This window comes from Labilithrix luteola (assembly GCF_001263205.1).
Taxonomy (GTDB): Bacteria; Myxococcota_A; Polyangia; order Polyangiales; family Polyangiaceae; genus Labilithrix; species Labilithrix luteola.
Map to the genome: position 1 here is coordinate 9,409,235 of NZ_CP012333.1, position 24,554 is coordinate 9,433,788.

Annotated in this window: 23 protein-coding genes; 13 read left to right on the forward strand and 10 right to left on the reverse strand. The window is 65.1% G+C overall.

What is annotated here, in order from left to right; translation table 11 throughout:
- The first annotated feature begins 186 nt into the window (after positions 1 to 186).
- Complete coding sequence (locus AKJ09_RS40715; protein ID WP_146653225.1) at positions 187 to 678, forward strand: hypothetical protein; 492 nt, start codon at positions 187 to 189, stop codon at positions 676 to 678.
- Between the two features lie 13 nt (positions 679 to 691).
- Here AKJ09_RS40715 and AKJ09_RS40720 read toward each other — a convergent pair whose 3' ends face one another.
- Complete coding sequence (locus tag AKJ09_RS40720) at positions 692 to 1,144, reverse strand: hypothetical protein (RefSeq protein WP_146653226.1); 453 nt, start codon at positions 1,142 to 1,144, stop codon at positions 692 to 694.
- A 177-nt stretch (positions 1,145 to 1,321) separates the two neighbouring features.
- Here AKJ09_RS40720 and AKJ09_RS40725 point away from each other — a divergent pair, with 177 nt between their 5' ends.
- Positions 1,322 to 2,830 carry a CoA-acylating methylmalonate-semialdehyde dehydrogenase gene (locus tag AKJ09_RS40725; protein ID WP_146653227.1) on the forward strand — a complete coding sequence of 503 codons (1,509 nt, stop codon included), beginning with the start codon at positions 1,322 to 1,324 and terminating at the stop codon, positions 2,828 to 2,830.
- A gap of 134 nt (positions 2,831 to 2,964) precedes the next feature.
- Here the strand turns inward: AKJ09_RS40725 and AKJ09_RS53670 are convergent, their stop codons facing one another.
- Positions 2,965 to 3,591, reverse strand: coding sequence for a TetR/AcrR family transcriptional regulator (locus tag AKJ09_RS53670; RefSeq protein ID WP_169928267.1), 627 nt, complete (start codon positions 3,589 to 3,591; stop codon positions 2,965 to 2,967).
- A 111-nt stretch (positions 3,592 to 3,702) separates the two neighbouring features.
- Between AKJ09_RS53670 and AKJ09_RS40735 the strand changes: the two genes are divergently transcribed.
- On the forward strand, positions 3,703 to 4,863 hold the full coding sequence (locus AKJ09_RS40735; RefSeq protein WP_146653229.1) for an SAM-dependent methyltransferase: 1,161 nt from the start codon (positions 3,703 to 3,705) through the stop codon (positions 4,861 to 4,863).
- Positions 4,860 to 5,192, forward strand: a complete 333-nt coding sequence (locus AKJ09_RS40740; RefSeq protein ID WP_146653230.1) for an SMR family transporter — start codon at positions 4,860 to 4,862, stop codon at positions 5,190 to 5,192. The genes AKJ09_RS40735 and AKJ09_RS40740 overlap by 4 nt, the downstream gene beginning before the upstream one ends.
- Here AKJ09_RS40740 and AKJ09_RS40745 read toward each other — a convergent pair.
- The 3 genes from AKJ09_RS40745 to AKJ09_RS40755 form a co-directional block, all read right to left on the reverse strand.
- Entirely contained in the window at positions 5,186 to 6,154 is a 969-nt protein-coding gene (locus tag AKJ09_RS40745; RefSeq protein ID WP_146653231.1) for a CobW family GTP-binding protein, read from the reverse strand. The genes AKJ09_RS40740 and AKJ09_RS40745 overlap by 7 nt on opposite strands.
- Before the next feature lie 105 nt (positions 6,155 to 6,259).
- Positions 6,260 to 7,465: a translation factor GTPase family protein gene (locus AKJ09_RS40750; RefSeq protein ID WP_146653232.1), complete on the reverse strand. Its 1,206-nt coding sequence runs from the start codon at positions 7,463 to 7,465 to the stop codon at positions 6,260 to 6,262.
- A gap of 432 nt (positions 7,466 to 7,897) precedes the next feature.
- Positions 7,898 to 8,383, reverse strand: a complete 486-nt coding sequence (locus AKJ09_RS40755; protein WP_146653233.1) for a GNAT family N-acetyltransferase — start codon at positions 8,381 to 8,383, stop codon at positions 7,898 to 7,900.
- Positions 8,384 to 8,535: 152 nt separating this feature from the next.
- Here AKJ09_RS40755 and AKJ09_RS40760 point away from each other — a divergent pair, with 152 nt between their 5' ends.
- The gene (locus AKJ09_RS40760; RefSeq protein WP_146653234.1) at positions 8,536 to 9,723 is read left to right on the forward strand and encodes a helix-turn-helix transcriptional regulator; all 1,188 of its coding nucleotides are present in this window, start codon (positions 8,536 to 8,538) and stop codon (positions 9,721 to 9,723) included.
- A gap of 30 nt (positions 9,724 to 9,753) precedes the next feature.
- On the opposite strand, the gene AKJ09_RS40765 is transcribed toward AKJ09_RS40760, so the two are convergent.
- Together AKJ09_RS40765 and AKJ09_RS40770 are read right to left on the reverse strand one after the other, a co-directional pair.
- Positions 9,754 to 9,966, reverse strand: a complete 213-nt coding sequence (locus AKJ09_RS40765; protein WP_146653235.1) for a DUF4177 domain-containing protein — start codon at positions 9,964 to 9,966, stop codon at positions 9,754 to 9,756.
- 138 nt (positions 9,967 to 10,104) lie between these two features.
- Positions 10,105 to 10,560 (reverse strand): hypothetical protein, encoded by a 456-nt coding sequence (locus tag AKJ09_RS40770; protein WP_146653236.1) that lies wholly within the window; start codon positions 10,558 to 10,560, stop codon positions 10,105 to 10,107.
- An 859-nt stretch (positions 10,561 to 11,419) separates the two neighbouring features.
- Between AKJ09_RS40770 and AKJ09_RS40775 the strand changes: the two genes are divergently transcribed.
- The 3 genes from AKJ09_RS40775 (at position 11,420) to hisS (ending at position 16,199) form a co-directional block, all read left to right on the forward strand.
- Positions 11,420 to 13,183 (forward strand): cytochrome C, encoded by a 1,764-nt coding sequence (locus tag AKJ09_RS40775; RefSeq protein WP_146653237.1) that lies wholly within the window; start codon positions 11,420 to 11,422, stop codon positions 13,181 to 13,183.
- Positions 13,184 to 13,211: 28 nt separating this feature from the next.
- Positions 13,212 to 14,363, forward strand: a complete 1,152-nt coding sequence (locus AKJ09_RS40780) for an STAS domain-containing protein (protein ID WP_240488794.1) — start codon at positions 13,212 to 13,214, stop codon at positions 14,361 to 14,363.
- Between the two features lie 525 nt (positions 14,364 to 14,888).
- Positions 14,889 to 16,199 carry a histidine--tRNA ligase gene (gene hisS, locus AKJ09_RS40785; RefSeq protein WP_146653238.1) on the forward strand — a complete coding sequence of 437 codons (1,311 nt, stop codon included), beginning with the start codon at positions 14,889 to 14,891 and terminating at the stop codon, positions 16,197 to 16,199.
- A gap of 127 nt (positions 16,200 to 16,326) precedes the next feature.
- Here hisS and AKJ09_RS40790 read toward each other — a convergent pair whose 3' ends face one another.
- Complete coding sequence (locus AKJ09_RS40790) at positions 16,327 to 16,689, reverse strand: SPW repeat domain-containing protein (protein ID WP_146653239.1); 363 nt, start codon at positions 16,687 to 16,689, stop codon at positions 16,327 to 16,329.
- Positions 16,690 to 17,539: 850 nt separating this feature from the next.
- On the opposite strand from AKJ09_RS40790, the gene AKJ09_RS40795 reads away from it, so the two are divergent.
- The 4 genes from AKJ09_RS40795 to AKJ09_RS40810 all read left to right on the forward strand — a co-directional run bounded on the left by AKJ09_RS40795 (position 17,540) and on the right by AKJ09_RS40810 (position 20,647).
- Entirely contained in the window at positions 17,540 to 17,953 is a 414-nt protein-coding gene (locus AKJ09_RS40795) for a hypothetical protein (RefSeq protein ID WP_146653240.1), read from the forward strand.
- 198 nt (positions 17,954 to 18,151) lie between these two features.
- Complete coding sequence (locus AKJ09_RS40800; RefSeq protein WP_146653241.1) at positions 18,152 to 18,994, forward strand: hypothetical protein; 843 nt, start codon at positions 18,152 to 18,154, stop codon at positions 18,992 to 18,994.
- Between the two features lie 574 nt (positions 18,995 to 19,568).
- A complete protein-coding gene (locus tag AKJ09_RS40805; RefSeq protein WP_146656134.1) occupies positions 19,569 to 20,078 on the forward strand; it encodes a DinB family protein in 510 nt (169 codons plus the stop codon).
- Positions 20,079 to 20,221: 143 nt separating this feature from the next.
- The gene (locus AKJ09_RS40810; RefSeq protein ID WP_146653242.1) at positions 20,222 to 20,647 is read left to right on the forward strand and encodes an outer membrane protein assembly factor BamB family protein; all 426 of its coding nucleotides are present in this window, start codon (positions 20,222 to 20,224) and stop codon (positions 20,645 to 20,647) included.
- Positions 20,648 to 20,802: 155 nt separating this feature from the next.
- On the opposite strand, the gene AKJ09_RS40815 is transcribed toward AKJ09_RS40810, so the two are convergent.
- Positions 20,803 to 21,207, reverse strand: coding sequence for an Imm50 family immunity protein (locus AKJ09_RS40815; protein ID WP_146653243.1), 405 nt, complete (start codon positions 21,205 to 21,207; stop codon positions 20,803 to 20,805).
- On the reverse strand, positions 21,194 to 21,697 hold the full coding sequence (locus tag AKJ09_RS40820) for an Imm50 family immunity protein (RefSeq protein WP_169928269.1): 504 nt from the start codon (positions 21,695 to 21,697) through the stop codon (positions 21,194 to 21,196). The genes AKJ09_RS40815 and AKJ09_RS40820 overlap by 14 nt, the downstream gene beginning before the upstream one ends.
- Positions 21,698 to 23,689: 1,992 nt before the next feature.
- On the opposite strand from AKJ09_RS40820, the gene AKJ09_RS56560 reads away from it, so the two are divergent.
- Entirely contained in the window at positions 23,690 to 24,202 is a 513-nt protein-coding gene (locus tag AKJ09_RS56560) for an AcrVA2 family anti-CRISPR protein (RefSeq protein ID WP_476703286.1), read from the forward strand.
- Positions 24,203 to 24,554: the final 352 nt, after the last annotated feature.

The window sequence follows — 24,554 nt, forward strand, 5'->3', positions numbered from 1 at the left end:
GGCGCGAATCCGAGCTCGAGCCGCCATGACGCGGGCGCGGGGCACGGCGCGGACGGTTCGGCCCTGGCGGGGCCCGAGAGCGGACGCGAGAGGATGTTGTTGGCTCCGTCGCATGAACGTTGCCACAGGCACGGTGGAGCGATAATCGTAGTGTAGAGTAAAGTAGACGTATTACGTGGCGAACGAATGAGCGACGAAGAAAGCAAGCCGGCAATCCCTACCGTTCGCCCGCCCCCTGGGGACGAAGACGTCTACAGCGCCTCGACGGTCGTGGGACCCATGCCCGCGGACTTGCTCGCCATCGTGAGCGGCGTCAGGGCCGAGGAAGAGCGCGCAGCCGCGGCACGTGATGCCGAGACCGGCGACAGCAGCCGACCGACGATGGTGCATCCGGTCGACGCCACGGTCGCCGGATCGATTCCGCGCCCACCTCCGATGGGGTCGCTCAAGGAAGACGTGGCTGCCGTGTTGAACTCGAGCGCCTCGCAGAGCCCGAGCCAGTCGGCTGCGATGAAGACGACGCCGCTGGCCTCGTCCGATCGCGGTCGCGCGCCCGCGATGGCTGGGCTCGCAAGCGCGCCGACGGGAGCCGTGTCGGGCAATCCGATCGCACCCGTGGTCGGGATCGTCGTCGTGTTCCTCGCGGCAGTTCTCGCCCTCGCAGCGCTGATTCGCTGATTCGCTGATTCGCTCAGCTCCGCCGAGTCTTCGGAAACACGTAGATGCGCGCCGATGCGCTCTGAGGGCCGGAGGAGCCACCTCCCTTCGGCATCTCGCCGTCTAGCAAGGCGAGGGCCATGACGTGGCTCGCCCGCTTCAACCGATCGACGAGGATGGTCGGCGAGATCGAGGCGCACGAGAGCGTGCAGAGCATCCAGCCGTCGCGAACGGGCGCGGCGTGCACGCAGAAGCGTCCGACCTGGAACGAAGCGAGACGTTCGGCCCCGCCGAGCTGCCTCGCGGTTCGGACCACGAGGCGCCGCTCGAGATCGTCGTTCGTCCCGCGCGAAAGGACGACGTCGCCCGCGGGTGAGACGAGGATGGCCCCGCCTCCGGCCGCGGCGTAGTCGACAATCTGCGGAGCCCGCGCGCGAGCTCGATCGGAAAGGAAGGGCGACGATGCGCCGAGCTTCCAGTCGCTCATGGAGTGGATGCTAGCGCGCGCTCGCCGGTGTGCACCTACGCGGCGCGTTACGAACGCCGTCGCCGGCTCATGCACGATTCGCGGGAAATCATGCCCCGGCGGCTTGCGCGCACCTCCACTCAGGAAGTATGAAAATCAGGCTCTTCCGTTTCACCCTTTAACCTCGGTGTGAGGCTCATGTCGCAAGCCCTTCCCAGCATTGGTCACTGGATCGACGGTCAAAACGTGACGGGCGGGGTCCGCTCGCAGGACGTCTTCAACCCGGCCACGGGCCAGGCGGAGAAGACCGTGCTCCTCGCGGACAAGGCCACCGTGCAGGCCGCGATCGCATCCGCCGAGAAGGCCTATCCGACCTGGCGCGCCACGCCGCCGCTCAAGCGCGCTCGCGTGATGAGCAATCTGAAGACCTTGCTCGAGCAGCACAGCGAGAAGATCTGCTCGCTCATCACGGCCGAGCACGGCAAGGTCGCCGGCGACGCGCTCGGTGAAGTCCAGCGTGGCATCGAGAACGTCGAGTACGCGTCGTACGTCACCGAGCTCTTGAAGGGCGAGCACTCGCGCAACGTCGGTCCGGGCATCGACTCGTGGAGCGAGCTCCAGGCGCTCGGCGTCACGGCGGGCATCACGCCGTTCAACTTCCCGGCGATGGTGCCGCTCTGGATGTGGCCGATGGCGGTCGCCTGCGGCAACACGTTCGTGCTCAAGCCGTCGGAGCGCGACCCGTCGAGCGCGCTCTACATCGCGCAGCTCGCCGTCGAGGCGGGGCTTCCGCCCGGTGTTCTCAACGTGGTCAACGGCGACAAGGAAGCGGTCGACACGCTCCTCGACGATCGCCGCGTCCAGGCTCTCAGCTTCGTCGGTTCCACGCCGATTGCGGAATACATCTATTCGCGCGGCTGCGCGGCGGGCAAGCGCGTCCAGGCCCTCGGCGGCGCCAAGAACCACGCCGTCGTCATGCCCGACGCCGACATCGACAACGCCGTCAGCGCGCTCATGGGCGCGGCCTACGGCTCGTGCGGGGAGCGCTGCATGGCGATCCCGCTGGTCGTCGCGGTCGGTGACAAGACGGCCCACGCCGTCGTGGCCGGCCTCAAAGAGGCGATCCAGAAGATGAAGGTCGGCGCCGGCACCGACGGGCGCAACGACATGGGCCCGCTCGTCACCAAGCAGCACTTCGAGAAGGTGAAGGGCTACGTCGATCAGGGCGTGAAGGAAGGCGCCACGCTCGTCGTCGACGGGCGCGGACTCAAGGTCGCGGGTTACGAAAACGGCTTCTTCCTCGGCGCGTGCCTCTTCGATCACGTCAAGCCGGAGATGGTCATCTACCGCGAAGAGATCTTCGGACCGGTCCTCGGTGTCGTCCGCGTGAAGACGCTCGAAGAAGCGATGCATCTCATCAACGAGCACGAGTACGGCAACGGCACGTGCATCTTCACGCGCGATGGCGAAGCGGCGCGGTATTTCTCGGACCACATCCTCGTCGGCATGGTGGGCGTGAACGTCCCGCTGCCGGTGCCCGTCGCCTACCACTCGTTCGGCGGCTGGAAGCGCTCGCTCTTCGGCGATCTCCACGGCTACGGCCCCGATGCGGTTCGCTTCTACACGAAGCGCAAGACCATCACGCAGCGCTGGCCGTCGGCAGGCGTGCGCGAGGGCGCGATCTTCTCGTTCCCCTCGACGAAGTGATCGGCCCGCGAGCTCACCCGCTGCGCGGTTGACGGATTCTACCGGCCCCTGACGACCAGCCTGTTGCGGGCGCGTCGTCCGGGGGCTCGGACCGCCGGTCACGGGCGCGGCGACCACTTGCACGCCGGTATTCGTCAGCCTACGGCTGGCGCGCAGAGGCGACGGACGGCGTCCGTGTAGAGATCTGCTGTGTGCTCGGGCGTCGGCCCGTTCGCTTCGCCGCCGCGTTCGGAGATGAACCACGCATCGAACGCGGCGCTCATGTTGCGGACCATCTCGGTGAGAAGCCGAAGCGGCATGTCGGTGCGAATGGCGCCGAGCGTTTGGCCGAGTCGGACCGTCGTTTCGTACATGCCGTCGATCAGCGACAGGATGTCGGGTGAGGTCAGCTCCCCGAGAAGCTCCTTCTCGCGCTGCACGCAGCGAATGAGGTTGGTCGCAATGGGATCGACCAACATACGCTCGTAGGAGAGGACGGTCGCGCGGTGGACGAAGAGCCAATAGTCGGCCGCCTTCCTCGGTTGCTCGAGAGCGCTCATGGCCTCCTCGAACGACCCGTAGCAACGGCGCAGCACCGTGAGGAAGAGGTCTCGCTTGTTGTCGAAGTAGTAGTACGCGGAGCCTTTGCCGAGCCCGAGGCGCTCGAGCAGCTGGTTGTACGACGTACCCTGGTAGCCCGAGCGTGCGAACTCTGCGGCGGCGACGTCGAGGATCTCGTCCTGTCGCTCGCGGGGGAGCTGCTCGAACCGCTGGCGTGCCATCGGGCCAGCCGTACCACGCCACGCCCAGAACGTCATGGTCGACCGCGCGTGTGACGAACGCCCTAAAATTAACTGTGTACCGGTGGTAAAACCGATGGTACACACTCGGCCATGACAGCGCGTGTCCACGACTTCGTAACGTTCGGTGATGCTCGGCTCGCTCGGCTCTGGGACAACCGTCGAGTCCCGATGTCCGACCTCTACGAGGCGTACATCGAAGGGCGGGTCGACATCCCGGACGCCAAGTGGGACGCGCTCTTCGCCGCGCGCAACGAGGCACTCGCATTCCGTCTGACCGAATCCCACGTGAAGTGGGCGATCACGAACTTCCTGCCCGAGGTCGCGATCCATTCGCGCCGTCAGGACCGGCGCATCGTCCGCGAACACTACGACCGCGGGAACGACTTCTTCGGCTGGTTCCTGGGCGAGTCGATGGTCTACACGGCCGGCTGGTTCGAGACGCCGGAGACCTCCGTCGAGGACGCTCAGTACCGCAAGATCGATCGCTGCTGCGAGAAGCTCCGCCTCCAGCCCGGCGAGTCGCTCCTCGACATCGGTTGCGGTTGGGGAACGTTCGTCGCGCGCGCCGCTCGTGACTTCGGCGTGCATGCCCGCGGCGTCACGCTCGCGCAGGAGCAGGTGGCCTTCGGTACCGACCGCATCGCGAAGTACGGCGTTTCCGATCGCGCGCAGGTCGAGGTTCGCGATTACCGATCGATCGAGGGCCGATTCGACAAGATCGTGAGCCTCGAAATGGTCGAGCACGTGGGCATCAAGAACATCGACAAATATTTCGATAAGGTTCATTCGCTCCTGCGTGACGACGGCCTCTTCGTCCTCCAGTGGACAGGAATCCGAAAACTCTACAATCCGCAGAATCCCCTGACCGCGCTCTCCCTCGCGCCGGAAGACCTGATTTGGTCGCTCTTCATGAATCGGCACATCTTCCCCGGGGCCGACGCGAGCTTGCCGCTCTCTTCGATGCTCCGCGCGGCGGAAGACGCGGGATTCGAAATCGCCGATGTCGAACGAATGAGCGCGCACTACGTATTGACGCTGCGCGCCTGGCTGAACCACTGGATTCAGAATCGCGCCGCGGTCGTCGAGGCCTATGGTGAGCGCTGGTTCCGCCTGTGGCGATTCTTCCTCCACTGGGCTGCGCTCACGGGCGAGCGCGGTGGCGCGTTCACCTACCAGGTCGTGATGCACAAGAATCACGACACGTTCCCTCGCGGTTTGCAGAGCGAGCGGGGAGGGACGACCACGTCATGAAGTCGTACGGCCTTCTTGGAGTCGCGATCGTCGCGGAGGTGATCGCCACCTCACTCCAGAAGGCGTCCGAGAACTTCACGCGCGGATGGCCGACGGTCTTCTCGATCGTCGGCTATCTCGTTGCGTTCTATTTTCTGTCAGGAACGCTGAAAACGCTCCCGACGGGAATTGCCTATGCCATCTGGTCGGGCGTTGGCATTGTCCTCATCTCACTCGTCGGTCGCTTCGCCTTCGGTCAGCGCCTGGATCCGCCCGCGCTCCTCGGGATGGCGCTCATCATCGCGGGCGTCCTCGTGATCAACGTGTTCTCGAAGAGCGCGGCTCACTGAGGCCTGCGCGCAGCATCACACGCAGCGAAGCCTCGTGTGAGCGCGGCGCGGTCGAGCCCGAAGCCCACGATGACCAGCCGGCTCGTGCGAGGGGCGTCGAGCCACGGCTGCCCGAACGTCACCTCGACGGAGTCGGCGACGCCCTGCACGATCATGCGCTCGTCGACGCCGGTGACGGCAAGAATGCCCTTCGTCCGGAAAAGGCGGCCGGCCACTTGGGCGAGGTCCGTTTCGACGAAGTCAGCGAAGCGTTCGCCATCGACCTCGCCGTCGAGCGTCAGGGAGATCGACTCGTAGACGTGCGAGGCCGAGCGCGCGGGGGCTTCACGCGAGGCGGCGAAGTCGGCGCGGCGTAGGTCGAGCAGCGAGTCGAGCGAAGGAGCGGCAGGCGCCACGACCTCTCCGCGCGCGGCCTCGGCGAAGAATGCCGCGCCGTTGCGGGTGGCAACGAACGCTCCCGCTTCGGCGAGCCGTTCCGGGGCGCAGGCATCGGCCCGCGAGAGGAGCACGATGTCCGCGTAGCCCACCTGTTCGAAGACGAGATCGTGGTCGGCGAGCTGTTCGACGCGCGTGGCGTCCACGACGGTGATGACGCCGTCGAGCGCGAATGCCCCGCTTCGGCCCCCTCGCGCAATCGCCTGCAAGACTCCGGCAGGGGATGCGGCTCCCGAGGTCTCGACGAGGATCCTCTGCAGTGGCTGCTTGGAGGATGCCAGGTCGTCGAGGGCGCGCACCAGCTCGGCTTGGGTCGTGCAACACACGCACCCGCCCGTGATCTCGACGAGCTCCCGCGCGCGTTCGGCAAGGAGCTCTCCATCGATGCCGACGTCGCCATGTTCGTTGACGATGACCGCGATCTCACCCCGTGATCGGCCCGCGAGCCAACGGTTCACGAGGGTGGTTTTCCCGGCACCGAGAAAGCCGGTCACCACCGTCACGGGGATCTGCACGTCCGCGGTCATCGTCGCAGTTTGAGCCGCCGCGGCGAGAACGTCGAGCCCATCGAGCGCGCCGCGCGGTGCCCCGCCGAGAGCGCGACCGCGCGGGACGGACTCGAACGCCGCCGTTCAAGGGGCGATGCGTGTGAGCTTGGGACGCGTCGAGGACGAGCTGACCGCGGGCTTCGCCGCCCCAACCTCGGTGAGGAGGACGGGCGCCCGCGCATCCGAGAGCGTTTCGCCCGGCTGCAGACCAACGAGGCCCGTCGTGCAAACGATGCTCCCGGGGCCTGCCTCTTCGACCTCTTCGAGAGCGTCGAGGTCGGGGAGGAAAATGCGAGACGGTCGTCCGGTCTCTTCCGAGGGGAGTGCGAGGAGTGGGGCTCCGGCGCGCATCGTCCCGGAGTGGACGCGAAGCCACGTCAAGGCGCCCAACGAGGCGTCGTTCGTCGTGCCGACCACGATCGCCGAGAACGCGTCGCCTTCGCGAGGAAAGCGCGCGACGGTGACCTCACGGCGCGGGTCGAAGCCGAAGACCGGCGGCCGCTCGGCGGGCGAGGGAAGGTGAGTGACGACGCTGTCGAGCAGACCGCCGACGTTTCTCCGCGCACGCAGTGAGCCGCACGCGACGAGAAGGATGCGGGAGTCACGGGCCGTCGTCGCCTTGCGCAGGGCTCGAGCGAGCTCGTCGGCGCCGATATCGAGTCCGACCGACGTTGCGCCGAGGATCGACTCGTCGACCTCCGCGCAGACCTCGACGATGCGCCGACGAAGTCGAGCGACGATGTCCCGTGCATCCCGCGGCACGGCACGACGATCGCGCACCCGACCGTCCTCGCGTTCGATCACGAGTCGCTGCTCGAGGATGTCGATGATCTGGGGCCGCGGGCCGTCGTTCCAGGGCAGGTAGAGAGGCAGCGCCGTGACGTCGAGCTCGGCAGCGAGGGACTCCGTGATGGCCTGGAAGTCGCGCTCGTCGCCCACGTCGTCGACGAACGCGAGGCAGGGGATGCCCCGGGCGCGCATCTCGCGGAATGCACTCTCGGCGCCTTCGGACGCACCACGAGCCGCATCGAGCACCAGAACGGCGCCGTCGATGACGCGAGGAGCGCTCTCGACGATGACGATGCTCGTCGACTCGTCGGCGAACGGGCCCGAGCGTGGCGTCCAGGACACCATCGTCACCGGCGCGGCGCCGTGCGCAACGGACTCCGACCCCTCGCTTCCGCTCGGAGCTTTTGCGAGGTCGACGATGCGATCCCGGGCAATCGTCTTGCCAGCGTCGATGGTCGTGATGATGCCGATGTTCCGGAGGCAGGTGATGTCGCGTTGCATGGACGTATCCTGTGCGAGCACGCAAGGCGCGGCCGTGGGCAGCGCATGCTCGATGGAAAGGAGAATGGGAAACGGGAATGGGGCGCGACGCCCTAAACGAGAGGACGAGCGCCCACGATCACGCGAGTACGTGCGTGTGATGGGGCGTGACGGGTGTGACGGGGGCGAGCTGGCCTCGAGCGACGTCGAGGAACACGAAATACGCCGCGCGAAATGCAGCAAGGCCGGCTTCGCTGGTGAGCGGAGCCGGCCTCGTGCTGAGCCATCGTCGGTGTCGAGATGGACGCTACGGACCCGCTCCGCGGTTCGAAAGCTCGAGAATCACACGATGGGTCAACATGGCTTTCGAAGTTATGGTGCTCGCCAGGCAGAACGTCAAGCGAAGGGACATATTCCTGCAAAGCGACATGGTGAGTGTGTGATCTTGCAACATCACACAGCTGACGCTTTCAGCCGCTTCTCCATCACGAACCGCGTGAGCATGACGCCGTTTCGCTCGACCCGCTCCTCCTCGACGACGACGAACCCCTGCCTGTCGAAGAAGGGCCGCGCTGCGAGGCTCACTTCCGCAAAGAGTCGCTCGACGCCCGCGGCCCTCCATTGGGCTTCGACGCGCTCGTACAGCATCGAGGCGATACCGCGGCGGGCACAGCGACTCGCCGTATAGAGCTGCGCCACGTGTCCGTCCGGCTCGTAACCGAGAAAACCGCAAAGGCCCTCTTCATCTTCGGCGACGAGCATCTCCATCTTGGCGAGGTTGGTTCGCCACCGCGCGAGATCGGAGACGTCGGGTGCCCAGGCTTTGCGCTGGGCTTCGTCGTAGAACGGGATGGCCAGCACGTGGACGGAGTCATGGAAGAGCCCGGCGATCGCGCCGAGGTCGTCTTCCACGCGGACGTGACGGATGTGGATGGTCATGATGGATCTCTCGCGGGGGGGGCGAGGCGAGGCGAGGCGAGGCGAGGCCAGCCGGTGCAGGGCGACGCAAAAGGATATCACGTCCTTCCCGAGGGGTATGCAGCATCGCTGGATTACAGGCGACTCGCGGGGGGATACGATATCGTCGTTTCGTGCCCGTCGAACGGCCGCTTCTCTGCTCGCGTCCCGACCTCATCACGGTGGTCGAAGCGGCGTACGCGGAAGCGAAAGACGACACCGCCTGGGCAGCGAGGCTCATCGATGCGATTCGTCCGGTGTTCCCACATGCGGTGGGCGCCGGAATTCATCTCTTCGAGCACGCCCCCAACCGTGCGGTGACGGGCATTCGTTACCTCGCGGCGGAAGGTTCGTCGCAACTCAATCGATCGATCTCGCCCGGCACGGTTCGCCGAATCGGGCACGAGGCGGTGATTCAATATTACTTCCCTCGACGTCTCGTCACGACGCACCTGGAAATCGATCGCGTCGTCGACGCCAAGTCTCGCGACGTCGTGAGAGAGTTCCGGAAGTCGGTCGGGATCGTCGATGCACTGGGCATGGTCGGCCACGCCGAAGCGGGTCTCGGTTTCGTGTTTCACTTCGGGTTCGAAGAGCGGGTCACGCTCGCTCGCCACGTGCGCGAGCGACTCTCCCTCGTCGCACTCCACGTCGAGAGCGCGCTCCGTCTGCGCTACCGGCCCGAATCCGCCCTGGCGATTCTCTCACCGGATGGCGTCGTGCATCACCTGACGCCCGAGTCCGCGTCTCCGGAGGTCCTTCGCCGGCAGGTTGCCCAGATCGAAGCGTCCCGCAAAGGTCGTGCGCGTCGTGAGCCGGAGAGTCTCGCCACCTGGGAGGCGCTGCTCGACGGCCGGGTGAGTCTCGTGGAGCGAACCATTGCCGGCAAGCGGTACTATCTGCTGCTCGAGAATGCGCCGGCGCGACGAGGAATGCGAAAGCTCTCGAAGCGCGAAGTCGGCGTCGTGCGCATGGCGGCGCGCGGCCTCCCGAGCAAGCTCGTGAGCTATGGCCTCGGTCTGTCACCGCAGGCGGTGTCGCTTTCACTCTCCTCGGCCGCCGGCAAACTCGGCCTCTCGTCGCGCACGGAGCTCGTTCGCCTGGCGTCGACTTTCGCCGCCGATCCCACCGCCGAATTCGACCTCACGACGCTGACCGATGTCGAACGAGCGACCTTGGCCCTCGTCCGTCAGGGGCTCTCCAATCGTGAAATCGCCGAAGCGCGCGGCCGCTCCACCAACACGGTCGCGAATCAAATCGCCACCATCCTTCGCAAAACGAAGGCCGACTCACGCCGCGCCCTCATCGCGGCGCGTCTGTAGGACGTCCTTCCAAGCGTCGAGTCTCGGCTGCTACGACAGATGCATTTCGTCGCGCAGGCGCTTGAGCGTGTAGACGAGAGTGCTCGAATCGCCGGTGACGACGCCGACCACGTCCCAGCCTTGCACGCCCAACGCATTCAGCCGGTCGGATGCCTCCTGCAGGTTACCGACGAAGAACGACACGAGCTTGTACTCCCAAGCCGGTCGGTTCGAACGAACACCAACTTCGCGGAACGCACTCATGGTCAACCCCTCGTCTGTCGATTCCGGCTGTCGACTCTGTGTGCCGACCCGCCCGGCGAAAGCAGCGTACCCGAATCCTAAGTCACGATCGGCGGGCAGGGTAGTGCTGGCTCGTCGTTCTATCGTGTCCAACAGCGGTCATGCGTAATCCGGAACGTTGAAGCGGGCGGCTTCTTCCGTCACCAGGCCAGTCGCGACGAGCGCCCTGACCTCTTCGACGAGCGAGCTCGTTCGAAGGACGCCGCCTGGTTCCAGCACTTCGACCACCAGGATGTCATCGGGAGCGTCCGTGCGCGGGCTGGCTCTCGGGAGTCGACGAAGTGTCACGACCGCCAACGAGGCGCGCTCCAAGAGGCCGTGCGCGATTCCCATGTCTTGCCATCGCCGCGCGAGTCCGAGGGACTCGCCGCTCCGCACGACGGCGGCGACGACCGCATGCTCTGCTCGGTGGAGTGCCGCCGAGAGCTCGTCGGGCAGGCGGAGATCACCGAGCATCGTCACTGCGCCGTGACGTCCAAGCACGTTCGCAACGGTCGTCTTGCCGACGCCGGCAGGCCCGCAAAGAACGACGAGACCCGAGGACCGAGCCAACACGGCCTCTACCGCCTTCGCGCGTGCGGAAGCATCCCCAAACGCCGTAAGTCTTGATCGATCATCGCTTGCGCAGGACATCTCTAACAGCCGTCGGCAGATAGGGATGCCCGACTGGTCGTGACCGGCGACGGCCTTTCGAAGGTCATGACGAGATCGACCTGCGCTCGAGCGCTGCGCGGCGCGCGCACGACGGATTACCGACGAACGTTGTGACTTGCGAAATCGAATTTCTCGGGAATCGCGTTTGTCGGGCACGATTCCAAATGAATCGTCGTCTTCTTGTGTGAGCTTCGAGGTTGCGAATCGTGCAAGGTTTCTCTTCACGCGTCGCCGAATTCGAATTCGCGCCTTGCCCCCACGCCACGTCGTCGATGTTCGAAATGCTTGAGCTTTATCCAACGTGGCCAATCGGTCGATCGGTCGGGAAGGTCCTGGGCGGAGCGGGGGTCGACGTCGTGTCGTCGCGTCGCGTGATGCCCTGCGCTCGACCGTTCGGGTGAATCACCGTTTCGGCGAGCCGTTGGCAAATTGATATCCTCCCTAGGGAGGATAGCGATCTGCTCCGGGTCGCTTGCCGCGTGGTGATTTGCGACTGGCGATGACCGATTCGCGGTTACCGGCGCTCCAACGTGGTCACAAGGTGAGCACGAAGCGTATGCCAAATAGAGTGATTGGCGCACATTCAGCGTGTCGCGCAAATCATGCGCATTTCCTCCAAATGCGTCCGCGAATCGCATAGCGTCGTCCGGCTCGCCGTCGCCTCCACCCGGACGAATTCCGGTTACAGGAAGGAAGTGTCTCGATGCGGTCCACTCGAGAAGCCATCGCTCATATTCGAAAATCATCGCTCGTACGATCCGTGAAACTGACTCACGTGGCGGTTCTCGCCTCGGTCGCCGTCGCCTGCTCCACCGTGAGCGCTCCCTCGACCAACACCGTCGAAGAAGAAGAGGAGCTCGCCCAGCAGCAATCGGCTCTCGTCACGCAAGGTCCGACGACGACGGCGACGCCCATCGGCCTCGCCCTCGAATACAAGAACGGTGTCGGCCTACCGCTGAAGGTGCGCGCCGGGCAAACGTTCTATCTCGAGCAGATCGACCTCAGCACGTCGGTCTTCTCGAAGGTGGACGAAGGCCTCGCCGGGCTGAAGCGCGAAGGCGACTTCAAGAATGCCGACTGGAACAAACTCCAGCTCGAGGAGAGCGACTTCCAGCAGCTGACGGACTCGGAAGGCAGACTCACGCGCAGCCGGTTCTACCGAAATGCGAAGTGGATGACGCAACCGAGCACCTTCATCATCGAGCAGGTGGACGACCGCGGAATCCCGCTGTCGGCGCCCATCGTCGCGGATGCGGGTAAAGACGGGAAGCGGAAGACGGGCGACCACTTCTGGGTTCGTCGTTTCCGCGGCATCCAGTGGACGCGTGGCTGCGCGTCGCGAACCGATTGCAGCGGCGCCTACGAGCACGAGCAAGAGGCGAACATCGAGCTGCGCAACAGCATGGATCAGAAGTCGACGTTCACGCTTCACCCGCGCGCGACGAAGCTGCGCATGCGGTGGACGCAGAACGCGACGCAGGTTTACGAGACGCCCATCGAGCAGATCGCGAATCCGCCGTTCGACTACGGATTCAGCATCGATGTCGAAACGCTGACCCCGCCTGGTCCTGGTGGCTACTACGACGCGGGACAGAGTGTCTCGTTCCGGTTCACGCTCAAGGATGGTTCGGGCAATCGCCTCCATCCGCAGGGCTCGATCCCGAGCTACAACGACGTCATCTTCGGACCAAACGAAGCGGGCATTCAGTATTACCGCGCCTTCTTCGACAACACCTGGGTGTTCTGGCGCCGCAAGCACCGTGAGCGCACGCTCATCGCGCACCTCATGGGACCGGAGCAGAACATCCAGCCGATGCGCTCGGTCATTCCGCTCGACGAGCTCCTCGGCCAGGACGTGCAGAACGTCGGCGTCCTCGAGCGCGACGGCGTGTTCGATCAGTGGAAGGTCTTCCCGACCACGGACGGCGTCTTCGGCGGCGCCTTCGATCCCAACCATGCAGGATGGGACGTCCCGGGTTCCGACGTTTACACGTTCAAGCTGCCGGCGAACGCTCCCGCGGGCACCTACCGCATGACCATGAAGGGGCGGCGCACGTACTACGGCGAGGACATCGCGTACACCCGCCGTGTCGACATCCAGGTCGGCAGCACGACGAAGACCACCGCGACGCTGACCACCGGCGGATGTCAGAACTGCCACACGGGCGGCGGCGCATTCGCCGAGGTCCTGCACCGCAACCCCGATCGCGCCACGTGCGTCGGCTGCCACGCGCCGCTCGCCGTCGAGCACGATGCGCCGATTCACAGCCGCGTGCACTTCATCCACTCGCGATCGAACCGCTTCGACGGCGATGTCCAGAAGTGCACCACGTGTCACCTCAACGAAGGCGGCACCAAGTTCGTCAGCAAGGCCGCGTGTCTCTCGTGCCACAAGTCGTATCCGGCCGATCACGTGACCAAGTTCGGCCCGATCACGAACATGTACGTCGGTGGTGGCGAGGAGTCGTTCGGACGATGCACCGAAAACTGTCACACCGAACCCCACCCGGGCAGCGGCTTCTGAGCAGTCCTTTGACCTACGGAGACGACACTTGACTGCAGCGCTTCAAAAAGAGAATCCGAAAATCCACGTCAACGGTCTCGACTTCGAGTGGGACAACGAACGCGGCGTGTTCCTCATCGCGGGACAACCGGCCGTTTGCATGTGGATCGAGTCCACGATGGCTGGATTCATGTCCGGCCTTCACAAGATGGTCGGCACGGAGCGCTTCCATCTCGCGGTCTATGGTGCGGGAGAAGACGGTATCCAGGGCGAGTGGGAACACTTCATCGCGCCGGCGCCGTCGTATGAAGAAGGCCTCGCCCTCGTAGGTGCCGCCGCCAACAACGTCGGCCTCGGCCTGTGGGAGTGCGTCTCGCTCGATCGCGAGAAGAAGGAGGCCCACTTCCGCGCCAAGAACAGCTGGGAAGCGCTCTATCAGCGAGCCCTCGGGGTTTGCTGGGGAACGAGCTCCCTCGCAGGGCGTTTCGCCGGCTACTGCAAGCACATCTTCCAGACGCACTGCTGGGCCGAGCAGACCAAGTTCATCGCGAAAGGCGATGAGTGGGACGAGTTCATCGTTCGTCCTTCGACGAAGACGGTGCAGGATCACCTTGAAGCGCTCATTACGAGCGACAAGGCGACCCGCGCCGACCTCGACGCGACGCTCGAGCGCCTCAAGGCCGAGGTGCACGAACGCAAGCAGGCCGAGGATCGCCTCAAGCAGGAAATCCTCGACCGCAAACACGCCGAGCAAGTGCTGCTCGAAAAGCTGGAGATCATCCGCAGGCAGGAGGACTCCATCCGCGCAATGTCGAATCCCATCCTGCAGCTCTGGGACGGGGTTCTCGCTTTGCCGGTCATCGGTCTCGTCGACAGCACCCGCGCGAATCAAATGATGGAGAGCTTGCTCGAAGCCATCATTCGAACGAAGGCGCGCTTCACGATCCTCGACCTCACGGGCGTGGACATCATCGATACGGGCGCCGCCGACCACCTCCTCAAGGTTGTCCGTGCAGCGCAGCTCCTCGGCACGCGATGCGTCGTCTCCGGTATCGCGCCGAACATCGCTCAGACCATCATCGGCCTCCAGCTGAATCTGAGCGAGCTCCTGTCGTTCTCGACGCTCGAGATGGCCCTCCGCTACGCCCTTCGCGCAGCGGAGCACCCCGTCGTCATGAGGAATCAGGGCGGGGGTCTGTAACGCCGACGTCGCCGCGGCGGACGCGCGAAACAACGCGTCCGCTCGGCGCCATCATGGACGCAAAGGCGGCCGTTCGACGAGAGCATCTCCGGCTCGTCGAGCGGCCGTTGCTGCGTCTGGGCCTCGACGCCTCGCACGACAGGCTGCTTCATCGAAGTAGGACGGCGGTGGTGACCGAGCCGGTCCTCATCGATCTTCCCGCCGGAGAAGTCGAGGCTATCGGCGGATTCCCGGGGGACGTAAGGACCGCTCGCGTACGTCGGGCTACCGGAGTGGAGTCCTCGCGTCGTCGAGTACCGAGATTTCGACGCGCCGCTCGCATGCCCGAATTGCGGCGTCGCCTCGGCGCGCTATCGCCAGCTCAATCAAGCGCTGATGTGCCTCGGAAGCCATCGCTCGTTCTCTCTTCCCGCGACTCTCGAGCGTCTGAAGCTTCCGGCGGCGCCAGGGCAATCGGAGTCGTGACGTCGTCGTCGAGACCGCTCGCTTTTCGGTGACGGTCGGGAGTGATATGGCAAGACCGTCATGGCCGAATCGCTCAGCGGTTTTCCCGAGTGGCTCCCCGAGCAGGAACTCTTTCAGCGCCGTCTCATCGAGCTCGTGCGCCATCAGTTCGAGCTGCACGGGTTTACCCCGCTTCAGACGCGGTCAATCGAGCTCGCGTCGGATCTACTCGGCGAAGGTGGAGACACCGACAAGGAAATTTACGGCGTGCAGCGGCTCGCCGCCGAGCCGTCTGGCGATTCAAAGCTTGCGCTCCACTTCGATCTCACGGTGCCCTTCGCGCGATACGTCGTCGAGAATCGGAGCGCGCTGACGTTTCCGTTCCGTCGCTACCAAGTCCAACAGGCGTGGCGGGGAGAACGCCCGCAACTTGGGCGCTATCGCGAATTTCTTCAGGCCGATGCGGATGTCATCGCCTCAGGCAGCATGGATGTCCGTTTCGACCGCGAGATGGTCGCGCTCCTCCGCACCACGCTGGACGCGCTTCCCATCCCGAACGTGCGCTTGCTGGTGAACAACCGGAAGCTCCTCGAGGGCTTTTACCGTGGTCTCGGCATCCACGACATCACCGGCACGCTTCGCATCGTCGACAAGATTGCGAAGATCGGTCCGGCCGCTGTGGTGCAACAGCTCATGGACCGCGGGCTCACCGCGACGCAGGCCGAGAAGTGCGTTGCGGTCTCGGCCATCGAAATTCGAAACGACGCGGACGCTCAGCGAGTCCTCGACCTTGGGGAGCGAAACGACCTGCTGGACGAGGGACTGCGGGAGCTGCTGTTCGTACTCTCTGCTTCACGGAACGCAGCACGCCCAGATTCGATTGTCGGCGCGCTCTCGATTGCGCGCGGGCTCGACTACTATACAGGCACCGTCGTCGAGGGCGTCTTCGAGGATCACCCCAAGCTCTCCGCAGTCTGCTCCGGCGGACGCTATGACAACCTCGCGTCGGGCCGGTCGAAGGAGAAGCTCCCCGGTGTTGGCGTATCGATCGGCATCACCCGCATCATGGGGTACTGCGCCCATCTCGGTCTCCTGAAAGAGACTCGTCCGCGGCGCACACCGGCTGCCGTTTACGTGCTCGTTCACGCCGAAGACGAGCGCGAAGCTTCCGAGGCCGTGGCGCGCGGCCTGCGAAAAAGGGGCATCGCGGCGCTCGTGTCGGACTCAGCGGACGCCTACGGGAAGCAAATTCGGTCGGCGAACCAGCTCGGAGTGCCCTACGTCTGGTTCCCGGCGCGCGGGGAGGATGGTCAGCACGAAGTGAAGGATCTTCTGGCAGGCCACCAGACTCCTGCCGATCCCACGACTTGGGTCCCGACGCCTGTGACCTAGCTCCGTTGCTGTTCGCAATGACCGGACTGCTTGGAGATCCGGTGCTGGAACGGCCAACGCCCGCGTGACCGCGACGAAGAGCCGAGTCCTCGTCGCGGTCGACTGCGTGCTGGCGAAAGCCAAGCGATCAGGCGGTCTGTGCCCGCCCGAACGTACGCGTCGAGGTAGCGGCCGACAGCGAAGCAACGAACATCACGATTGCGACGAGGCAGTTGTTCCAAGCGGTGCCGATCGTGCCCCTTGGAAGCGCCCAGACGGAGATGAACAGCCATATGGACAAGATCGTGTTCAGATACCGAGCTTGAGGGTTGACGAACATCGAGACCAGCGAGAAGACGACAGCCAAGACTCCGACAATCCAGGTGTTCGTCATCTGAGCGTGGGGGTGCGGCCACGCGAACGCCGAAATGAAGAGCCATATACCTAGGATGAGATTCACCATTTGTGGCGCGGATGGGCTTTTGGTTAATGCTGCCATGTTGTCCTCCATCGCGGAGAGCGTTCAATAACGATGCCTGCTGGCGGAATCCGCGCGCTGAAAGCCTGACCAGCCACACTTGGAAAGCCGAGGCGCACTGCGAGCTGCGACGTAGCATGGGCGAATCGGAGCTTTACGAATCGAAGCGGCAGACCTCGGAGGTTCCGCGGACGAAGAGCGCTCATTCGCGCAGCGTCAGGGCCGCACGACTCTGCGGGAATCGGTTGGGGGAGGACACTCGGGCCGTCGCGAGTCGTCGAAAGCGGCGCGGCTCTCGCCACGAACGACGCCCATCGACAACGAACGAAGGGACGGTGGCGACAGGCTCATCATCAGCATTCCGAGCCCAAAGCGGAGCCCGCGACGACCGGGGCGACCGACGGGGCTCGATGCAGGCCGGTTCGCCAAGAGCGGTCCAAAGCGCGCCACCGTGTCCGGGTTGGGCAAGGGCTGAACAGCAAGACGTAACGCCCGCGCCGCGGCTGGCGTGAGGGAGGGGCGCGTCCTCTTCACCAACAACGCCAACAACTGCAGCGGTTGCCTTGCCGCATGGTATCGACGTCGGTGACCGCGTTCCCTTCACATTCGCAGCCACGGATGACGGGCACCGAGTCCTGACTTCCGGCGCCTGACGCCTTGGAGGCGGGCGGGGCACGCCACGCCATTTCATGTTCGGGGCCTCGAAGGTACGCTCGTCGCGGGAACCGATGGGCTCTTCACGTACGTGGATTCCCGCCCTAACGATCGTCGCGGCTTGCAGCGGCCCCGCGATCGATGCTGCGGACGCATTGATCGCCCTGCCGAGGCTTGCACCTGGCGGGTACACCGACGACGTGGCTGCCGTCGTCGCGCGAGCTTCCCGATGAGCAGGAGTCCGAGCTACGTCCGTCGTGGGGTTGGGGTTGTCATTGCGTTCGGCCCGGTCGTACTACTCGTCGCGTCGCTGGTATCCGCCCTGACTCGCGGGAACGAGCACCACACGAGCGGCCTGGCCGTCTTGCTCTTCGCGCTCCTCATCGGCGCTCTCAACTTCCATCTGTCCTTCGTCCGCGGGCTGCTTTACCGCCGCGCGACCGGATCGCTCGACGGCTACCGGCACGTGTCGGGCCTGCCGATGGTGGGGACGTTGCTCGTCGTCATCGGGACGCTCTTGGGGTTTGGGTCTGCTGTCTGCGCTGCCATTGGTCTGCTGGCCATTGGGATCGATACCGGCGGACTGGTGTGGTTTCTCATCGCCACGTGGAAGGACTCATCGCTTTGGGATCGACCGGCGTGATGCCCCGTCTGGGCCACGTTGGGCCGTCGAGCCGCGGTAGAGCGGCGTGGTAGCGCATTCCGTATTTGGTATTCCGCATTGCCTCGGTTCGGGCCTCTTGTACCCTCTCGCGCGGGGGGTGAGTCGCAACGACACGCGACGCGCAGGTGCGCGTTTCGTTCGCTGAGGACGTGATGCCTCCCTCGAAAGAGGCAGATCATGACGAAGAAGGTACTCGACCTCGCGAATCTTCCGGCGCGCGAGCCCACGGTCAGCCAGGAGACGCTGGACGCGACGCCCGCACGGGTGATCACGTTCTTGCGCGCGATCGGCACCGTGCCGGTTCTCCGCCGAGGGCTGGAAGCGCGCGGGTACACCACCGAGGAGCACCGTCGTGGATGGGCGCTCCTGCAGGCGTCGAGCGGATACGACGGCCAAGTGGAGGCAGGCGGGTTCGCAACGCGCGTCGATCCCGCCGTGCGGGACGCCATCGCCGCGATCGACGCCTGGGACGAGGACGGCTTTCGCATCGTGCGCGCCGCGCTCGGCCGCCTCCATCCCGAGCAAGCGAAGACCGTGCTCGCCGGTCTCTCACCGTCCACGGGCGCCGCGGCGATCCTCGGCGTCGAGACGCTGCTCGACCGACTCGACGCCCTCGCCAAGAGCAAGCACGCAGACGACCGCGCCGCCATCGCCACGCTCGAGGCGCGCGGGCTCTCCGAGGTGGAGCGAAAGCGACTGCGCGCGCTCGTGAAGGTGGCGAAGGAAGGAACGTCGCGCGACGACTCGCCGGCGGAAGAGATGGTGCAGAGTGCGAGCACGCACCAGCGCATGCTCGTCGAGCTCCGCGCGTGGTACGAGGACTGGTCGGAGATGGCGCGCGTCACCTTCAAGCGCCGCGATCACCTCCTGCGCCTTGGGCTCGCGCAGCGGAGGGTTGCAAAGAAGGCCGCCGCCACGCCGGCTGTCGCTCCGACGGTCCCCGGAAAAGCCGCGCGCGGAGCGAACGGCTCCACCACCGCGGCTACGGGCGTCGGCTCGCTTGTGAGCGAAAGCGACTGACGTCCCGCGCGGACGCTTCGACGAGCTGCAGAAGCTCCCTTCGCGCCGCGCAGGCCGCCCGACGCGTCCGCGCTCCCTCCCGACGCGAACGAGGTGGCCACCGGGCGCGTCCTGGGAGCTTCCGACGCGCTCCCGGGGGCACCGCCGCGCGCGCCGGAGACGTGATTTCAGTCACTTGAGGCCCTCGCGCACCGCCCTCTGATGTCCAATGCCGCGCCGGAGGGCATTTTCCCCGCGTCGGAGGCCCTTCCGGCCGCACCTTCGACCTTCTAGAGCACGTCGGAAGCCCTCCGGGTGCCTCGGAAGCCCTAAGCCCCCGGAACCCCGTGAACGACCGGGAGCTTGGGGGACGATTTAGACCTGGAACCGGGGCGACAGATCGCGGCTCTGTTGGACCACGAACCAGCTTCCCGCTCTACGGAATCCGAACAGACCAGACCAGAGACCGGGGCGCGGGAGCTGCTCGATCATCGGCTTGCCGTCGCGCAGCAGGACGTACCGAGGTGCGAGTCGGCGAGACCGAGTAGTTTCGTGCTCCTCTGCGCCATAGTACGCTCGCCGGCCCCCCCCCATGATGCTCGAGTATGTTCGCGTGATGGCTCGGTATAACCGGTGGATGAACGACAAGCTCTACGCGGTGGCGGAGAAGCTCACCGACGCGGAGCGCAAGCAGGATCGCGGCGCCTTCTTCGGATCGATCCACCGCACGTTCAACCATCTCCTGCTCGGAGATCGCGTGTGGCTCGGACGTTTCACGGGGCTCACATTGCCGAAAGGCGAGCTGGGGCCAGGCGGGATCCGAACGCTCGATCAGGAGCTCTACGCCGACTTCGACGAGCTTCGTCGCGAGCGTGCAAAGACGGACCACGATATCGACGCATTCGTCGCGACACTGACGGAGGAGGGGCTCGCAGGGAACCTTCGCTACACTCGAAGCGGCGTCGTCAAGGAGGTCCCGCTCTGGCACGTCCTCTCCCATCTCTTCAACCACCAGACGCACCATCGCGGCCAGGTGACGACGCTCCTCATGCAGGCCGGACATGATCCGGGCGTGACGGATCTCGTCGCGATGCTCCAGGGCTGACGAGGCTACAGGCACGTTCGCGCGGCGCGGGATCGTTACCGGCGAGCTTTATGACGATCCCGGCCGCGAAGCGGTAGTCTACGAGGAGCCGAACGTGAATCAGGAGCCCGTGTGGGGATACTCAAGTCGGTTATATTGCGCACATGCACAATAACTTAGTTTCGAATCGTTCGCTTCTGATCGTGGCTTTTTACGGAAAGCTCTTCGCGCTCGATCGCGCGACCGGCCGCGTCGCGTGGCGCACGCAGATCGACAATACCAGCTACAGCGTGGGCAACGCTCCGGCGATCGAGCTCGCGATCGGCGACGACGTCATCGTTGCCTGCACCGTGAACAACCTCGTGTTCGTCGAATACGCGACCGGCCGTCTGCTGCGCAACGTCCCGCGGAGCGAATCGGGGCGCGCGACGATGCTCTTCGACCAAGGTCAACTCATCGTCTCGGCGCTCGGAGCTGTCTCCTGTTACACGCTTCAAGGAGAGCTCGTCTGGCAGCAGCCTTTCTCCGGCGAGGGGTACGGCGTTATCGCTGCCGGATTTCCGGGGAACGTTCGGCAAGCGGACGGCTGACGTTTCGCCGAATTCTCACGGCGCTCGCGTGAATGCTGTCCGCCGAGGCTTCATGCGGAGCCGGGGTAGATGTTGGCGAGTTGCCGAATCGCCTCACGATGGGTGGCGGCCTGGGCAGCGGCGCCTGGACGTTCCGCTCCCTCACGGGCGCCCCGCTACAGGCCACCCGCCCGGTGGGCCCGTACGCCCTCGACGCGGCAGGAGTCGGCGGACAGCCGCACCAGCGAGTCGGGCCCCGTCATCAGCAGCCGCAGCCCGCCGTCGGCCTCCGGCTCGAACCGGTAGCCGGTCATTCCGGTGTACGACCAGCCGGTTACTTCCAGCCACCGCAGACCGGAGAACACCAAGTGGAACTCCACGGTGTTCAGTCCCTGCTCGACCCACGAACGGGGAGCCGTCACCGGCAGGCCGGGAGACTCGAACCCGAGCGTAAGCCCGTGCTCCCGCTCGTCCACCAGTAGCGAGAACAGGTCGAGCGACTCCAGCGCCGGCACCGTGTCGAACAGCCCGCGGAGCACGTCGCCGTTCCGCAGGACCGAGATCCAGTCAGAGCCGCTCATAGTAAGTCTTCTCCCAGGTGTCCGGCGTCTGCGGATAACGGATCGCGTCGACCTTTCCGAGGTGGCGGCGCGACGTCCCGTACGGCCCGGCGGCCGAGGCGTGGGCGTTCAGATGGCCGATCGCAAGCTCCCGGTTGGCGCTGAACCCCAGCCGGACGCCCGGGCCTTCCACCAGGACGGCGAAGCGGTTCTCCGGACGCCCGGCGAGCGAGATCCGGCACTCCACTGGCAGCCGCTCGCCGGCGATCGCGACCTCCGCCACGTCGAGGAACCGGAGCTGGAACTCGAAGACGTCCAGCCCCTCCTCCGCGCGCCAGTCGGCGGGCGGAACGTCGACGAAGCGCAGCGTGGACAGCCGCAGCGTCATGGCCGGTCCCCGCCGGTTGAGGTGGAAGGAGTGCAGCCGCAGCGCCTCATCGGCGGGCGGCTCACGGAACAGAGCGAGCAGCTGCTCGGGGTTCTGCAGGGCATCAATCCAGGTCGGGGTCATAGTCGCAATGCTCCTCCGCCGGGTGCCGCATCTTTCCGTTGCGGGGCGACGGGAATCTATCGAGCACGAACCGTCGTGTGTGTCGATGGCCCTCCGGCGAACGTTCAACGACCTCGCCAGAGGCGCGCCGGTGGACGCCGTGACGCGTTCAATTTCCGGCCAGCTGACGGAACGCATGCTGCGCCATTACAGGCTTCCCGCCCACCACCCAGTGAGAAGACCCCGAGCAACGGGATCGTCGAGACGCATCACTTTCGCCAACGAACGTTGGGGAGGCGAAGAGGCGACGGTTCAACGCGCAAGGCGCGGACACCGCGGAAGGAGCGAGGCTTGTGCGCTGCCCCTCGAAAAGGGCGAGATGTGAATTGGTCATGCGTCGGATACACAATCGGGACCGTCCGAATCAACTCCGGCCCGGCTTATTTCGTCGTCACACGCTTTGGGCCGCAGATGACCACGCGCCACCTCGACACCGACCTGCGTCTGCGCACCGAATCGCCATCGTCTTGCACTAGGCGACGCCCGACCGCGAAGGCGTCCCCACAGAGGCGGACTCTGCGAATGTACCCATTAGACGACGCCCGCCGCCTCAAGATCCTCTCGGGTGACTCGGCTGCCATCTTCTCGACGGCCGCGACGGAGAAGTTCTTCCACCCGGTACTCGATTTCGACCGTTGCCAACATCGTCCAGTCGTTACCAGCGACCATTCGGACGAGCGTCAACGTCAACCCGAGTGAGACGCGCTTCCGATCTCGTGCGCGCGGCGGAGGGAGCCATCGGTCGCAGAGACGGCGGGCGAGGAGAAGCTTTTCTCCGAGTTCAGAAGTGTTCGTCATGCAACGCGGTACAACCCGCGGTTGCCGAGAATCAACTAGGCGCCAAGGCGGGCCATCAGACGGAGCTGCTCCTGCGAGGACGCACCCGGGGTCGCGTTCGTCCTCGGAGGGCTCGTCGTCGCCGGGTAGGTGTGTGAACGACCTATTTTTAGGAAGTGTATTGCTGCGGTTGATTGCGTGCCTGCTGCGCGTGTATCCGGACCATGAGCGCAGACGGCATCCGAACTGACCGGACTCGGGAAACCCTTCGCAACTACTACGAGGAAGCTCGGCGTAACGACGAGTTCGAGCCCTCGTGGATCCATCCCTTCTTCGTTCCTGTCCTCGACGGGGCCCCCCTTTGCGAGGAGCACGATTCCGTCGCTTCGTCCCTCCACCGTGGGGAGGTGCAGCGGGAGGAATGGTTCGGTCAGTCTCGGGTCATCGACCGCGACGGCTGGAAGGTCGGGACGTCAACATGGATCTTCCTCCGTCGGAAGTACTGCACGCCCATCGCCTACAACGGGTGGACCATTGTGCACGCGAGCTTCGAGGGCGAGACCTTCTGGCTAGCGTACGACAACGAGCATCGAGTCGGAACGAGCACTCTCACCGACGAGTCAACCGGCCCGTGCCTGACGCTCGACGAAGCTAAGCGAGCAATCGACGCGGCGCCGCTTAGCGAGACCTACGAACTAACGGGGCCGTTGGGCGGGGGCGTTTGGGTGCCCAGTCCTCAGCGGAGTACACCGCCCAATCACGAAGCTCTCGTGCGACAGGCTTTGGCGTCGCTGCAGTCGGTGACGGATTTCGGCTTCGACCCGAATGATGGCGACGCGCGAGCCGCATACGTGAGCATGATTCGCGAGGGCGTGATGCTGGAGGTGGTTGGTCTGTCAGCCCTTGGGCAAGCCGATGGGGCCAGGGCACGTCTGAACCACGCCGAGTGGGTTGCGCACGACACGTGGTGGCGTGCGCTTTGGGCGAGGAGCGGATTCCAGCACATCACCTTTGCGAATCCTCGCCTTGTTGCAAGCTATGCATTCACCGAGGCGCGTCGCGCCACCGTCGGTGAGGATCTGCCCATGCCGTGGCCAGCGTTCTGCGTTGATTTCGAACCGGGCGCGCTTCCGATTCCGTCCGGCGGGTGGGGTACATCGCGTTCGCGTCATGCGAATGGGGCCGGCCGACTCTGTGCGATTCGACATCGACAAATCCAACGGGGCGACCGTCTCCCATTCGCTCTCGGACGAGGTGCCCGAGGGAGACGATGAGCGTAGCCGGGAGGCGAGTCGCGTGGTGCAGCTAGCCGTTCGCGTCGTGATCAATGCCGTCCTCGCGCTCACTGACCGCGCGAACTATGAGGAGCGCAATCGTTCGCGCGGCAGAAAGGGCTCCTACGAACGTCGTATGAACAAGCTTCCCCAGACGTCGCAATACGTACTCGGAAGGCGCGTTACGGTGGCCGTCGATCTTCGCGACGAAATGCGGTCCTACCTGTGTGGCGAGCGCGGGCGTCGAGGCCCCTTAAGCGTCCGAACACTCGTGGTCGGACACGGCAAATGGCAAGTATGCGGTCGGTCTCGTAGCGGAAGGAAGTGGATCTTCGTCCAGCCGTACTGGCGCGGACCTGAAAGCGCTCCGATCGTTGTCCGCTCCCACGTGCTCAAGTCCGTTAGGGCCGCGTGAGGCGATTCTAGATATTTCGGCTCGGTCGTGTGGTGGACGCCGGAAATTCGGTGCTGCGAGCAGGCACGAAATCCAGCGCCCCATGTCGGAGCCCGTACCATTTTCATTTTTGACGGTTTGCGAAGCGAGCCCTCATGCGGGGCGAGTTCACAAGGGGCGACGTTGTTCCTGGGCATTCCGGGAGCGCCGTGCCGCGAGACAAGGACGGCGTTGCGTCCGAAGCGTACATCAATGAAGCCCTCTGCGACGCGCTGGGGCGCGGTCATTCGGCGGTCGTTGACGACACCACCAAGGACAACTCCACGCGGAGTCCACCGTGCGCTCGAAGACTCAGGCACGTGGGCGATCACTG